General features: G+C 46.6%; 8 protein-coding genes. 3 read left to right on the top strand and 5 right to left on the bottom strand.

The features are described 5' to 3' along the window. Positions 1–18 precede the first annotated feature (18 nt). The 4 genes from dnaK to hrcA form a co-directional block, all read right to left on the bottom strand. Entirely contained in the window at positions 19–1,956 is a 1,938-nt protein-coding gene (gene dnaK, locus ICE90_RS08925) for a molecular chaperone DnaK (RefSeq protein ID WP_215320920.1), read from the bottom strand. Positions 1,957–2,121: 165 nt separating this feature from the next. Continuing rightward, entirely contained in the window at positions 2,122–2,670 is a 549-nt protein-coding gene (grpE, locus tag ICE90_RS08920; RefSeq protein WP_215320922.1) for a nucleotide exchange factor GrpE, read from the bottom strand. Between the two features lie 66 nt (positions 2,671–2,736). Continuing rightward, a complete protein-coding gene (gene hemH / locus ICE90_RS08915; RefSeq protein ID WP_216192085.1) occupies positions 2,737–3,831 on the bottom strand; it encodes a ferrochelatase in 1,095 nt (364 codons plus the stop codon). A gap of 51 nt (positions 3,832–3,882) precedes the next feature. Then, positions 3,883–4,893 carry a heat-inducible transcriptional repressor HrcA gene (gene hrcA, locus ICE90_RS08910; protein ID WP_215358563.1) on the bottom strand — a complete coding sequence of 337 codons (1,011 nt, stop codon included), beginning with the start codon at positions 4,891–4,893 and terminating at the stop codon, positions 3,883–3,885. 37 nt (positions 4,894–4,930) lie between these two features. On the opposite strand from hrcA, the gene ICE90_RS08905 reads away from it, so the two are divergent. Further along, positions 4,931–5,836, top strand: a complete 906-nt coding sequence (locus tag ICE90_RS08905) for an NAD kinase (protein WP_215320928.1) — start codon at positions 4,931–4,933, stop codon at positions 5,834–5,836. 26 nt (positions 5,837–5,862) lie between these two features. Further along, complete coding sequence (recN, locus tag ICE90_RS08900; RefSeq protein WP_216192084.1) at positions 5,863–7,533, top strand: DNA repair protein RecN; 1,671 nt, start codon at positions 5,863–5,865, stop codon at positions 7,531–7,533. 13 nt (positions 7,534–7,546) lie between these two features. On the opposite strand, the gene glnE is transcribed toward recN, so the two are convergent. Next, positions 7,547–10,360 carry a bifunctional [glutamate--ammonia ligase]-adenylyl-L-tyrosine phosphorylase/[glutamate--ammonia-ligase] adenylyltransferase gene (gene glnE / locus ICE90_RS08895; protein ID WP_216192083.1) on the bottom strand — a complete coding sequence of 938 codons (2,814 nt, stop codon included), beginning with the start codon at positions 10,358–10,360 and terminating at the stop codon, positions 7,547–7,549. Between the two features lie 77 nt (positions 10,361–10,437). Here glnE and ICE90_RS08890 point away from each other — a divergent pair, with 77 nt between their 5' ends. Then, positions 10,438–14,589, top strand: coding sequence for a YhdP family protein (locus ICE90_RS08890; RefSeq protein WP_216863868.1), 4,152 nt, complete (start codon positions 10,438–10,440; stop codon positions 14,587–14,589). The last annotated feature ends 2 nt before the right edge of the window (positions 14,590–14,591 follow it).

Raw genomic sequence — 14,591 nt, 5'->3', positions numbered from 1 at the left:
GAATGTCTGATTACAGAATTACTTCTTGTCATCAACCTCTTTAAAGTCAGCATCAACAACATCTGCATCAGGGGCAGCGCCAGGGGCTGCGCCACCAGGAGCTGCGCCAGGTGCGGCACCACCAGCTTTAGCTTGCTCAGCCGCCATAACTTTTTCGCCTAACTTCTGACTTGCTTTACCTAAAGCCTCAGTTTTAGCTTCAATAACCTCTTTGTCGCTACCTTTAATAGCTTCGTCCAAGTCTTTTAAGGCTGCTTCAATCGCTTCTTTTTCGGAAGCCTCTAAGCTAGCACCATGCTCCTCCAAAGCCTTCTTGGTTGAGTGAGCCAAGGCATCTGCAGTATTGCGAGCAGTTACCAACTCAAGCGCTTTCTTATCTTCAGCAGCATTGGCTTCAGCATCCTTCACCATGCGTTGAATTTCTTCTTCAGTCAAACCAGAGTTTGCCTTGATGGTGATCTTGTTCTCTTTACCAGTGGTCTTGTCTTTTGCTGTTACATGCAAAATACCGTTGGCATCGATGTCAAAAGTCACTTCAATTTGTGGCATACCGCGTTGCGCAGGAGCAATACCCTCAAGGTTAAATTCCCCTAGCAACTTGTTTGCAGCAGCCATCTCGCGCTCACCTTGGAAGCACTTAATGGTTACAGCAGGCTGATTGTCTTCTGCAGTGGAGTAAACCTGTGAATGCTTGGTAGGGATCGTGGTGTTCTTAGGAATCATCTTGGTCATGACGCCACCAAGAGTTTCGATACCCAATGACAATGGGGTAACGTCCAAGAGCAATACGTCCTTACGATCGCCAGACAATACAGAACCCTGAATTGCAGCGCCAACAGCAACGGCTTCATCTGGGTTAACGTCTTTGCGGGGTTCTTTACCAAAGATTTCTTTTACTTTGTCTTGAACCGCAGGCATACGGGTTTGACCGCCGACTAAAATCACGTCGTCAATGTCAGCCACGTTTACACCAGCGTCTTTAATGGCAGTTAAGCAAGGACCAGCTGTACGGCTGATCAACTCTTCAACCAAAGACTCCAACTTGGCACGAGTCAACTTCAAGTTCAAGTGCTTAGGACCGCTAGCGTCAGCTGTTACGTATGGCAAATTGATTTCAGTTTGCTGTGCAGATGACAATTCGATCTTAGCTTTTTCAGCGGCGTCTTTCAAGCGTTGCAATGCCAATACGTCTTTGCTCAAATCAACGCCTTGTTCTTTCTTGAACTCAGCAATGATCCAATCAATGATGCGTTGGTCAAAGTCTTCGCCACCCAAGAAGGTGTCGCCGTTAGTGGAGAGCACTTCAAACTGCTTCTCACCGTCAACGTTAGCAATCTCAATAATGGATACGTCGAATGTACCGCCGCCCAAGTCATACACAGCGATCTTGCGATCCACTTTATCTTGCTTGTCCAAGCCAAATGCTAATGCAGCAGCAGTTGGCTCGTTAATGATGCGCTTCACATCTAAACCAGCAATACGGCCAGCATCTTTAGTTGCCTGACGTTGACTATCATTAAAGTAAGCAGGAACAGTAATCACCGCTTCAGTCACTTCTTCACCGAGGTAGTCTTCTGCAGTTTTCTTCATCTTGCGCAAGATTTCAGCAGACACTTGTTGTGGCGCCATTTTCTTGTCGCGTGCTGATACCCAGGCATCGCCGTTATCAGCGGCAATAATTGAATAAGGCATCAAGCCGATGTCTTTTTGCACTTCAGGATCGGTAAATTTACGGCCCATCAAACGCTTCACTGCGTAGATGGTATTTTTAGGATTTGTCACTGACTGACGTTTTGCTGGTGCACCAACCAATACTTCGCCATCTTCAACGTAAGCGATGATGGATGGAGTTGTGCGACCGCCTTCAGCGTTCTCAACAACTTTAGGTGCATTGTTTTCAACGACTGAAACGCATGAATTCGTGGTTCCTAAGTCGATTCCGATAATCTTTCCCATAATTGCTCCAAAAAATTAAATTGTTTGTTGTACTGATAAATATTTCGATACCCAGTAAATGGGGTCTAAAAAAGGGATTTCAAGGGGATAAAGAGCAAAAAAGGCAGAAATCTGCCTTTTTCTACCTTTTTTATGCCTTTTTTAGGGTTTTAGCCCTTATTTAGCTTATTTTGGGGCGCTGACCATCACTAAAGCAGGTCTGAGAACCCTATCAGCAACGGTATAGCCCCGTTGCAATACAGAAACCACCGTATTGGACTCCTGCTCGGAGGGTACCGAAGCAATTGCCTGATGGTGATGCGGGTCAAACTTGTCCCCAACCGCAGGATTAATTTCTGTCATGCGGCCTTTTTCAAAGGCAGATAGTAGCTGCTTAAGAGTAATTTCCAACCCCTCTTTGAAGGCCTTGGCATCACCAGCATCAGTACCTAATGCAGCATAAAGACTGTCAGTCACGGGCACCAAATGCTCTGCAAAACTTTCAATCGCAAATTTATGTGCCTTCGCAATATCTTCCACAGCACGACGACGAATATTTTCTCCTTCCGCCTTAGCGCGCAAGAAGTTGTCTTGCAACTCACTAATCTTTTGATTGAGTTCGGCAATTTCCTGTTCAGGCGTTTTTACAGACGGAATTTCAGCTGCAGTTTCGCTAACTGGCTCTGTTGCAGGATTCTCTTGCTCTGGGGATGGGTGTTGGTTTTCTTGTGTCATGGACGCTATTTTACTTTTCTATAGAGATGGTTCTTACTTTGCAATATGGGGCTGATTGTTGCAATTTCAAGACTTCATTCTTTCAGCCAGCTCAGCCCTTTCATTGCGCTTCGCTAATTCAGCATCAGACTCCACGCCTAAAGACCAGCCTTGAAGATGATGATGGGCAATATCGCTCAGAGCCTCTATCCACTTGGGGCTACTGTTCAGACAGGGAATGTAGCGATAGTCTTTACCGCCATGCTCTAGGAAGATTTCGCGGGCCTCCATGGCGATCTCTTCTAGTGTTTCTAGGCAATCTGCCGGAAATCCAGGGCAAAAAATATCGATGCGCTGACAACCTTCTTTAGCCAACTTTTCAATTGTTGGAGCTGTATAGGGCTTTAACCATTCCGCCTTACCAAAGCGCGACTGGAAGGTCACAATATATTGTCCAGGCTCTAAACCCAGAGACTCGCCCAGCAAGCGACCTGTTTTCAGACACTCGCAATGATAGGGGTCACCCTTCATTAAATTACGCTTTGGCAAACCATGGAAAGACATTACAAAACGATCGCCTTTTGCAAAATCTGGACGGCCATCTTTATCCCAGCTCGATAACACTTGATCACGCAATGCGGCAATATAAGCAGGGTTGTCGTGATAGTGTTTGACCAAACGCAACTCTGGTTGGTCGCGCCAAGTACTCAGAATACGAAAGACTTCATCGAAGCTAGATGCTGTTGTTGTGGCGGAGTATTGGGGATACAAAGGCAAAAGCAATAAGCGCTCCATGCCTTGTGCCTTGAGGCCCTCCAGGACGACCTGTGTCGAAGGCTGGCCATAGCGCATTGCCAAATCCACTAAAACTGCATGGCCCTCATTGGCAAATTTCTCGCCCAATTCTTTCGCCTGCAAGCGTGAGTAGTGCATTAAGGGAGAGCCTAACTTTGACAACCAAATAGAGGCATATTTTTTCGCAGAAGCACTACTACGAATTGGCAAAATAATGCCATTCAAAATGCACCACCAAATAATGCGCGGAATTTCTACTACGCGAGGATCGGAAAGAAATTCTGTTAAATAGGCGCGCACTGCTTTAGATGTTGGGGCGGATGGTGTCCCCAAGTTCAAAAGCAACACTGCGGTTTTGGAAGCACGTAGATGCGGATTCGGATTCAAGATGTTCTGTCTCTGGTAATGAGTTTTAAAAATAAAAAGTTAGGCCTGCACTCAGGAGCTTAAGGCGCCTGATAGTAATTTTGAGGTGATATCCACAATCGGAATCACTCGGTCATATGCCATCCGTGTTGGCCCAATCACCCCCAGCGTTCCCACTATTTGACCGTCCACGCTATATGGGGCACTGATCACAGCGAGGTCCTCATAAGGCAATAGATCACTTTCACCGCCAATAAATATTTGAATACCGTCCGCATGACTTGATACGTCGAGCAATTGCATGAGTACCGATTTTTGCTCCAACATGTCAAACATCTTGCGTAATTTATCGAGGTTGGAACTTAAATCCCCAACATTCAGTAAGCGACGCTCACCAGACAAAACCATGTCGCCTCGCCCCATGTCGTAATCAGCAACACCGGTTTGCAAGGCCAAAGCCATTAACCCAGCAATATCTGTACGTAAATTATCTAAGTCGGATTTCAGATGCATCCGCACCTGATCAAAACTTTTGCCGGCAAACTGGGCGTTAATAAAGTTACCCGCTTCAATAAGTTGGCTCGGCGTGTAATCCTGAGTAGTTGGCAATATGCGATTTTGCACATCTCCCTCTGGCGTAACCATGATAAGTAATATCTTGCCTTCACCCAAGCGCAAGAACTCAATATGTTTAAAAACCTGGGCTCGCTTGGGCGTCATGACCACCCCAGCAAAATGAGTCAAATTCGACAAAATCTGCGCTGCTGAGTTCAGGACCCTTTGTGGAGAATCCGGTAGAAGGCCTTTTTCAACCTCTCTAGCAGCCATCGCCTCCAAAGGGCGCACCGTCACCATGGTGTCTACAAACAGGCGATAACCCCGGGGGGTTGGAATGCGGCCAGCTGAAGTATGGGGGCTGGTAACAAGTCCCATTTCCTCTAAATCCGCCATCACGTTACGAATAGTGGCAGCAGAGAGGTCCAAACCCGAAAATCTAGACAGTGTGCGCGAGCCAATAGGCTGTCCCTCCTCGATATAGCGCTCGATGAGAGTTTTTAGTAAGGCGCGGGAACGTTCATCCATGGTGGAAGGGATTTTATGCCTATGGTTTAATCGTTATATGTTAAGCCCATCCCCAAATTCCAGCAAAAAGGCATTTAGCCGGGTTGCGCTTGTCGGCAAATTTCATGCTGATGGCATTGAAGAGCACCTAAAAGACCTAGCCAAAGTGGTCTCAGGATTGGGTTGTGAGGTCTTTATTGAGTCTGAGACAGCCAATCACCTTGGCTTGAAAAGCTACCCCACAAAAACTGCGCAAGCCTTTGCAGGAGCAATTGACCTTGTTGTCGTTTTGGGAGGCGATGGCACCATGCTGGGCATTGCACGTCAATTAGCGGGCAGCAATGTTCCGCTCGTTGGAATCAATATGGGTCGTCTTGGTTATATGACTGATATTCCAATTCAGTCGGTTCAGACAACGCTACCCAAAATTATTTCCGGGGAATACGAAGCCGATACGCGCACATTGCTCGATGCCGTAGTTCTTCGTAATGGCAAAGAAATTAATCGCGCATTAGCGCTCAATGATGTTGTCGTGAATCGCTCTGGCATTTCAGGAATGGTCGAATTGGCAGTTCACGTCAATGGCTCATTTATGTATAACCAACGATCTGATGGCTTGATTGTGTCCACCCCTACTGGCTCAACCGCTTATGCGCTCTCAGCAGGCGGACCTATTTTGCATCCACATGTGGCGGGTATATTGCTTGTCCCGATTGCGCCACACTCACTTTCTAATCGGCCAATTGTTTTGCCACAAGATAGTGTCACGGTGATTGAGGTGGTCAATGGACTTGAAGTCATTGTCAATTTCGACATGCAATCACAAACCAATCTACAAAGCGGCGACAAGATTGAAGTGCGTCAGTCCGATAAAACTATTGATCTATTACACCCCAGCAATCACAGCGACTACAAGACTTTGCGTGAGAAATTGCACTGGAATGAATACCCATCGACTTTCTGATGTCGAGTTTTTTGCTACGCTAATACATGCTTCAAACCATCTCACTCCGTGACTTTGTCATCGTTGATCAGCTAGAGCTAGATTTCTCAAGCGGGTTTACTGTGCTCACCGGCGAGACCGGTGCAGGCAAATCAATACTGCTAGACGCCCTTGGCTTAGTGCTGGGTGAGCGTGCTGATAGCAGCCAAATACGTGAAGGCAGTAACCGCGCAGAAATCTCATCCCTCTTTCGGATTGAGCCAGAGTTAGTGCAATCGTTTAGTCAGTGGCTTGATGAGCAAGGATTCCCCATTGAGGATGAGGGCCAAAGCTTATTACTCAAAAGAACCGTAGAAAGTAATGGCCGCAGTCGTGCCTTTATTAATGGCAGCGTTGCGACGCTAGCGCAATTGCGTGAAGCCGGTGATCAGCTAGTGGACATTCACGGGCAACATGCCCACCAACTCTTATTAAAGGGTGGCGCTCAACGCGAACTTCTCGATCGCCACGCTGGCTTGTTGCCACTCTCTGCAGAAGTAGCCCAAACCTTCAAAACACTGGCCAATTCTCGTCGCCGTCTTGAGCAAGCAGAAAACGCAGGCCAAGACGTTGAACGCGAACGTGAGCGCCTTGAGTGGCAACTGGAAGAACTCACCGAACTCTCCCCGCAAGAAGGTGAATGGGTCAATATTCAAAGTGAGCACGCCCGCTTAGCAAATGGTGCAAAGTTAATTGGTGGTTGCCAAGAAGCAATTGAAGTATTGAGTGATGCCGATAATCCTCTGGAATCCACCTTGTCGAAGGTATGCGCCAATGTAGGCGCCCTCGCGGAGCATGACCCAGCCTTAGGCGAGATCAATCAAGCACTAGAGTCAGCCAGCATTCAGCTAGATGAAGCCATTCATGGTCTCAATCGTTACCTGCAAAAGATTGATTTAGATCCCGCTCGACTTTCCGAAGTTGAGGAACGCATGCAGGCATTGCATAGTACGGCTCGCAAATACCGCGCAGAGGTTGACGAACTACCAAAACTTCTTTTGGAGACATCAGAGCGACTTGATGCCTTAACCGCATCCCAAAATATTGAAGCACTCCGAGAGCAAGTTCAACAAGAAGAAGTTGTTTACTTAAAGCTAGCAAAACAGCTTTCACAAAAACGCAGCAAGGCCGCCAAAGAGCTAGGCGATTTAGTGACTAATGCCATGCAAGATTTATCAATGGCAGGAGGGCGCCTAGAGATCGCCTTGGCACCCCTTAGCGAAGGCGGATCCCATGGTCTTGAGCAAATTGAATTTTTAGTAGCCGGTCATGCTGGTAGCACTCCCCGCTCACTTGCTAAGGTAGCCTCAGGTGGAGAGCTGGCCCGAATTAGCCTAGCAATTAGCGTTATTACAAGTAAAGCTTCATTCACCCCCACACTCATCTTTGATGAGGTAGATGCAGGTATTGGTGGCGCAGTTGCTGAAACAGTGGGCAAACTATTGCATCAATTGGGTCAATCTCACCAGATCTTATGTGTAACCCATTTGCCACAGGTAGCGGCTCAAGGCAACCATCACCTCAAAGTAAGTAAATCTCAAAACGGTGAGAAGACGGTATCGCAAGTACAGATTTTGGGTAGGGCTGAACGGGTTGAAGAAGTGGCCCGCATGCTTGGTGGCGCTACTATTACCGATACCACTCGCCGTCATGCCCGTGAGTTACTAGAGCAAAACTAAAGCTGTATTGCCTCTAGCCAATACTTGAAGGTGCTTTAAAAATCTCCAGCCAAAGTGCTTGAACTGCATCTCTTGCCGCAATGAGCTCAAGCTCGTTTTCTAGATTGATCTGGGTCTTTTCGGCCCCATCCAAACGCAAGCGATGTTGACGGGCCCTCAACAATCGATACGCATTGCCCACAGTAAGTGCAGCCTTTTGGGTAATTAAGCCCACATCACCAGCAATTCGCAACAAAGCAATGTTACCTAGATTACCAATGAGTTGAGCATGCTGATGGGCATAAGCCAAGACCAAGAACTGCACAATAAATTCAATATCCACCATACCGCCAGAATCATGCTTTAAGTCAAAATCGGCCTTGGTATTGGGATGACCTGCGTGAACCTTGCGGCGCATTTCTAAAATTTCTGTCCTGAGCTGCTCAATATTTCGTTTCTGACTTAACACCTCGGAACGAACTGAGTCAAAAAATTTGCCCACGCCCGGATTACCAGCCGAACAACGAGCTCGCGTAAGGGCCTGATGCTCCCACACCCAAGCCGCATTATCACCTTCTCGAAGTTGGTATTTTTTAAAGGCATCCGCGTTCGTTACTAAAAATCCAGCAGAGCCATTAGGACGAAGACGTGTATCGATTTCAAATAAGCTGCCAGTAGAAGTAAATGCAGTTAACCAATTAATCATGCGCTTTGCTAGCAAGGCATAAATTTCTTGAGCCGCATAGTCTGAGTCTTCAGCTTGATACAAAAAAATAATGTCTAAATCAGAGGCATAGCCTAATTCTTTGCCACCCAATTTGCCATAAGAAATAATTGCAAATGGAGGGCTAGCCTCAAGAGGTAAATCAAACTTTTGAGCCACACTAGGCCAAACCCGCTCAAATGTCGTCTGCAAAATTAAATCCGCTAAAGCAGATAGGTGGTCACTAACCCGCTCCACCGGCAGCGCTTTTTGCACGCCAATACCTAGATCAGTCAATAGCGTGATGAAGGTTTCGTTGTGATGGGTGACTCGCAGGATATCCATCGCCTGCTCAGAGCCATCACCATCGACCATAACATCATCGAGCCGCATATTGAGATTGGCTCGCACCTCGCTCCAATATCTTTCTGGATCCTCGATTAAAGCCCTCTCGGTTTGTGAGTTCAATAAGTGATCCAGCAAATGTGGGTGACGCGTTAGATATTGCGCACCCCATTGCGACGCCTTGAGCAAGTCAAGCACATTAGATAATGCCCTAGGATACTCAGCCAAAATAGAAAGATAGGCACTACGCCTTGCAATTGCCTCAAGCAAATCGAACAAACGCAATAGTGTTTGGTCGGCATGTGCCGAGGTGGCAGCTTCAATCTGCAAACTCTCGGCCGCCTTGCACATCAAGTTATCGAAAATTAAACGACTTTTTTTCGGTAATAATTTTTGTTTTGGGCTATCAATCCACGACTGCCAACGAATATAGGAATCAGGGAAAAATATTGGGTCAGGCGCCCAGTCCTGGGCTAAGGGCGCAATCTCAAGACGCGAGCCATCATCCAGTAAAAATGCTTTTTCAAAAAGCTGGGCAACCTTATTTTGATGCCGCTCCAGTTCAGCCATAAAAGCGCTTACTTCTGCTTCTTGACCTTGCATTGAAATCGCCAAACGTGACCGTACTTCAGCATCATCAGGCAGATAGTGGGTTTGCTGGTCATCCCATACCTGAATACGATGTTCCAAGCGTCTCAAGAAAACATAGGCCGCCTGTAACGCATCTACCTCATCGGCGGGGAGGATGCCGCATTGTTTAATGAGATCTAAGGCCTCCAAGCTTGGGCGGAGTCTAAAGCGAGGATCTGTACCGCCCCGCATGAGTTGAAACATTTGCGCTAAAAACTCAATCTCTCGAATACCGCCGCGCCCCAACTTAATATCGCGTGAACGCCCTTGATGACCCGAAGAGCGCTTTTCTGCTTCTGCCTGAATTTGTGCATGCAAATCCCGAATGGAGGCAATCACACCGTAATCCAAATGTCGACGATATACAAAGGGCCGAATCAGCTGGTCAAGCTCTCTTTGGCAGCGAGAGAAATCAGGGGTTCCTGGTAGAGGCGCAATTAACCTACCTTTAATCCAGGCGTAGCGCTCCCACTCTCGCCCCTGAACCAATAGATATTCTTCTAACATATCCAAACTACACACCAGAGGTCCTGAGTCTCCATTGGGACGAAGACGCATGTCTACCCTAAAAACAAACCCATTAGCGTCGTGCTCAGCAAGCAGCTTAATTAAGCGTTTGCCCAATCTCGTGAACCATTCCTGGTTGGATAAATTCTTAGGCCCACCAGTAGTTTCACCCTCATGCTCGTAGAGAAAAATCAAATCGATATCTGATGACAGATTGAGTTCAAGGCCGCCCAATTTACCCATGCCGACAACCATGAGCGGCATCTCTGATTGCGTTGCATTACTCCAAGGCAAGCCGAAACGGGCTTTGAGGTCCTCCCTAATAAAGGCAATCGATGCGGAAACTGCTAATTCAGCAAAATGGCTCAGCGCCTGAGTCACCTCTTGCAAGGCGGCCATGCCATTTAAATCTCGAAATGCAACCCAGAGCATCAAACGCTGCCTGGCCAAGCGCAAATTGGTCATCCATAGGGCCTCGTCTTGCGCATCAGCCCGCTCATCGACACCACAGTCTTTTAGCAAGGCCTTGATGCCCTGCATATCGACTTTTTTCTGCCCTTGAATACGGAGCCACTCAAGCCATTCAGGGTGAGCAGTTAGCCAACGTCGCGCATAAGTCGAGTGTTGCTCTAAAAAATCGATTTGCCGGGAAAAATCATCCATTCCCCCATCTTAATCCGACCCCAAGGCCCAAGCCAGAAGCTTGTCGATCAGGCTGGGGCTGAAGGATAATGGAGATCATGCTGCAAAACATCATCCCGCCTCGCCTCAAGAGCGTGCTTGCTAAACGTCCTCAAGGTTCGAACGGGGCTTGGCGTAAGCGTGCCCTCATCTTAACGGGCGTTGTTTTGGCTCTTTGTGTACTGGTGCATGTGGGCGTGCGGTTTGTTCTGTGGCCGCAAATTGAGAAATCTAAAGCCTCGGTTGAGAGGCTCATTAGCGCTCGCATTGGTGCAGATGTATCTATGGACTCTCTACAAGTTTCATGGACGGGCATGAGACCTAATTTTGAAATTGAAGGTTTGCGCTTCAACGCGCCCGATAAAGCGAAACCGCTCTTATTCATTCAGAAAATTGATGGGCAACTCAGTTGGGCAACTTTTTATCACCTAGCCCCATTCTTTCATGAGCTCAATATCGAGGGTGCTGAAATTTATGGGCAACGTAATGGCAAAGGCGTCATTACAGTTGCCGGCATCCCCATAGACGGAAAATCCAATGATTACTCCGCTGAGAATTGGCTCTTTGCTCAAAATGAGATTCGTGTCAGCGATGTCAAATTATTTTGGGATGATCAACTCAAAAAGAAAGCCATTACTTCAATAGATATTCAAAACCTTTCTCTTAGCAACGGCATTCGTAGCCATCAAGGCTCGCTGAGCGTCATTACCCCCTGGACCAAAGGACCAGTCTCGCTTGATATTGATCTTGTGCACCATATCGGTGGCCAAGCGGGCAATTGGCGCGATTGGATCGGGACTATCTCTTGGAATTTAAATGAACTCCAGCTCACTCAAATAGCAAATGAATTTGCCCTCCCTCTAAATACGCTTGAGGGAGTGGTGAACTCCAATGGAAAATTAAAAATTGACAACGGCAAACCTGATGGTGGAGAAATTTATCTTGCCGCCGATCGTTTAACTATTCAACTATCTAAAGGTGAAGATGCCATTGCTCTTGGAAGGCTAGAAACCAACCTGGTTCAAGAAACTGATAATGGCTTGATATCCGTTACTACCAAGACATTTTCCTGGCGAGATATTGAGAGTCCAGCATCTACCCCCCTCGAGAATTTAAGCCCAATGACTTTCCGCTGGAGACCACCAGCGGGAGACGGGGAAATTAAAGAATTTGGTTTTTCATCGCCAAAGATTTCGGTTGAGGATGTTGCCTTATTTGCCCTCAACCTGCCTTTATCTAAAAAAGTTCATCAGTGGATTAAAGCCTCACAAGCTGATGGTGAGTTACAAGATCTCGATATCAATTGGTCTGAAAGTAAATCACCCTTATCTGCCCTCAATATTCCTGGCGGATGGTTTAAGTCGAACAAAGTAGACTTTACTGTGAGTGGAAAACTGATCGACCTCAGCTTTGTTGGCATCAATAAAGCGATGCCTTCAGTATCCAAACTGTCCGGCTTCCTCTCGGCCGACCAAAACAAGGGCAGCCTCTCGATTAAATCAAGCGATCTAGAGCTTGAGGTTAACGATCTATTGGTTGATCCAAAAATCAAGCTTGATCAAGCCAATGGTCAAATTTCTTGGGCAAAACAAAAAGGGAATTGGGTCATTAATGCAAAGCAGTTAGCACTTAGTAATTCTGAGATTTCAACCACGCTCAATCTCAATTACATCATTGGTGAAGGTAAAAATCCTGACTTTATGAACCTGGACATAAATTTTGCTCAGGCTGATCTCAAAACCGCCTATCGTTATTTGCCTGTTGGCATGGGTAGCGATGCCAAATCCTATCTAAGCAAAGCCTTTGACGCAGGCATCATCAAAAATGGTAGCTTGCATATCAAAGGTGATCCCAATGAAGTGCCCTTCCCTAAAGTAGGCTCAGGAGAATTCACACTCAAGCTACCGATTAATGGCGCCACTTTCAGCCCAGTGCCAAGCTCATCAATCGCACAAGGTGTTTGGCCCCCATTTAATAGGGTAAACGGCTTGATCAATATGCAGAATGCTAACTTCACGGTAGATATTGATCAAGCAAGCTACAAACAAGTTGCACTGAGTAAATTTCACGCAGAAATTCCTAGTGTGAGCGCAAAGCTATTACTTCTGACGGTGAATGGTGAGGCTGAAGGTGATGCCCCACAACTACTCGAATATCTATTTGCCTCACCTGTTGGTAAAAAGCAAATTGCACTTGAGCGCAATCTAAAGGTTACAGGACCAACCAAGCTCAGCTTGGCCCTTAGCGTTCCCCTATCCGGTAACGGGGACACCAAAACTGACATTCAACTCAATTTTCCTGGCAACAGGGTCCAGTGGGACGACTTGCCGCCTCTGGATAACCTCAAAGGAAAGATTCGTATAACTGAGATCAATCCTGAATTCGAAGATATCACCGCTAATTTCCTTGGTGGCGCTATTAAGATTTCAAGTAAAACGCCAAATCAAGGGGGCCCGAGCTACAACATCTCAGGCGATATTAGCGCTAGCTTTATTAAAAACTACTTTGCAAAAGATTCATCGGTTCAGGTACTTCCGATTTTGCAAGCAATAAGCGGCGTTGCGAGATATGAGGGCGCCATTCATTTCAATAAAGGCAATAGCGAAACCAATCTCAAGATCGATATGCGTGATTGGGCTAGTTCAGCACCAGCCCCCGCGAAAAAGCAGATGGGGACACCCATGTCAGGCCAATTAACCCTGAAATCCTTTGCGAAATCACCCTCCACATCCAGTCGATTTACATGGGATGGAAAAATTGGTGACACCTACTTTATTCAAGGTGAGCTTGGCAGTGATGACGCTCTTCGTCATGCGGTAGGAATCGGCACTGGCGCAGCACTCCCGAACCAAGGCTTTCAGCTTAATCTTGCCACTTCAGAGCTGAATCTCGATGTATGGCAAGATTTTTTAGAAAGCCAAAAGAAGAAAGGTTCTTCTAAAGCGGAAGAAAATAATCCAAGCAATATTCAAATTGCTGCCCAAGTAAAAAAAGTCATTTTGTTTGAGCGCAATTGGCAGGATATGAATTTTTCAGCAAGCAATAAAAATGCCGCTTGGCAAATGCGCATTAATTCACCCTCCATCGCCGGTCAACTGCAATATACAGAACCCAATAAGTCACAACTAAGCGGTTTGATTAGTGGGCGCTTAGCGCGACTCAAGTTTCCCGAGAAAGTCAGCACTCCAATTGAGGTCAAAAAGCCAGCCTCAAAAAATCTTCCTGCCAAAACTGCGATTAATCCTGACTCCATTCCTAGTATTGATTTAGCTATTGATGACTTCAGCTGGGGTAAGGCTCAGCTTGGTCAGATGAAAATTAAAACCAGGACAAATAACAACGTCCTCAATGTGGATTCCATCCAATTTAATAATCCCCAAGGCAGCTCTGCTTTGACTGGGCGCTGGGTTGGTGCCACCCAGAATCAAGCTGAACACACAACGGTGAATGTTGATTTAGACATTAAGGATGCTGGTCAAATTATTGGGCATTGGACCAGCCAAAAATCAGTGGAAGGCGGCCAAGGCAAATTGACCAGTAACGTGGAGTGGGATGGCACTCCTTTCGTACCTCAATTCGATACCCTAGCCGGTAAGGTAACCTTGAATCTTGAAAAAGGTCGATTGTTAGAGGTGAATACCAGCGGCGCCAAGCTGCTTGACGTACTCAGCCTACAAAGTTTATTTAGATTTGCTACTCTGGACCTCCAGGGAAGCTTGGGCAATATTGTGACCAAGGGAACGCCATTTAATTCCATTGATGCTTCTTTTGATATTAGCTCCGGAGTTGCTCAAACGAAGCAATTCACAATGGGTTTAGACCAAGCACGGGTTGCCATGAATGGGCAAATCAATATCCCCAAACAAACGCAAGATTTACGTGTCACCATATTTCCAACAATTGATGCAACAGCCGGCTCATTGGCTGCCTTCGCCATTAATCCTATCGTAGGTCTGGGCGCATTGGTTGGGCAGTATTTAATTACCAGTCAAATCAATCGTAATCTCCAATCAGACTATCTGGTCCAAGGCTCTTGGGATGATCCAGAAGTGATCCCCCTTGACCAAAAGGGTCAGCCAATTGACTCGAAAACTTTAGATACTATTCGCAGTAAAGAGTTGTTGAAAGAGCAAAGCAAGCCGAATAATAGTAACTCTGGGCCACAAAGCACTCCGAGTAATTTAGGTAGCCCCAATAAAATTGCTAACTAAAT

Origin of the sequence: Polynucleobacter sp. AP-RePozz3-80-G7 (genome assembly GCF_018882145.1) — a bacterium.
Lineage (GTDB): Bacteria > Pseudomonadota > Gammaproteobacteria > Burkholderiales > Burkholderiaceae > Polynucleobacter.
Note: the sequence above shows the minus strand (reverse complement) of the source record. Positions and strands in the feature narration are given on the sequence as shown.

What these genes read in the sequence shown, in the direction of transcription:
- glnE (WP_216192083.1), bottom strand. Translation starts at nt 10,360, where the DNA reads ATGGATGATTTTTCCCGGCAAATCGATTTTTTAGAGCAACACTCGACT.
- ICE90_RS08890 (WP_216863868.1), top strand. Translation starts at nt 10,438, where the DNA reads ATGCTGCAAAACATCATCCCGCCTCGCCTCAAGAGCGTGCTTGCTAAA.
- hrcA (WP_215358563.1), bottom strand. Translation starts at nt 4,893, where the DNA reads ATGGATGAACGTTCCCGCGCCTTACTAAAAACTCTCATCGAGCGCTAT.
- ICE90_RS08905 (WP_215320928.1), top strand. Translation starts at nt 4,931, where the DNA reads ATGTTAAGCCCATCCCCAAATTCCAGCAAAAAGGCATTTAGCCGGGTT.
- recN (WP_216192084.1), top strand. Translation starts at nt 5,863, where the DNA reads ATGCTTCAAACCATCTCACTCCGTGACTTTGTCATCGTTGATCAGCTA.
- dnaK (WP_215320920.1), bottom strand. Translation starts at nt 1,956, where the DNA reads ATGGGAAAGATTATCGGAATCGACTTAGGAACCACGAATTCATGCGTT.
- grpE (WP_215320922.1), bottom strand. Translation starts at nt 2,670, where the DNA reads ATGACACAAGAAAACCAACACCCATCCCCAGAGCAAGAGAATCCTGCA.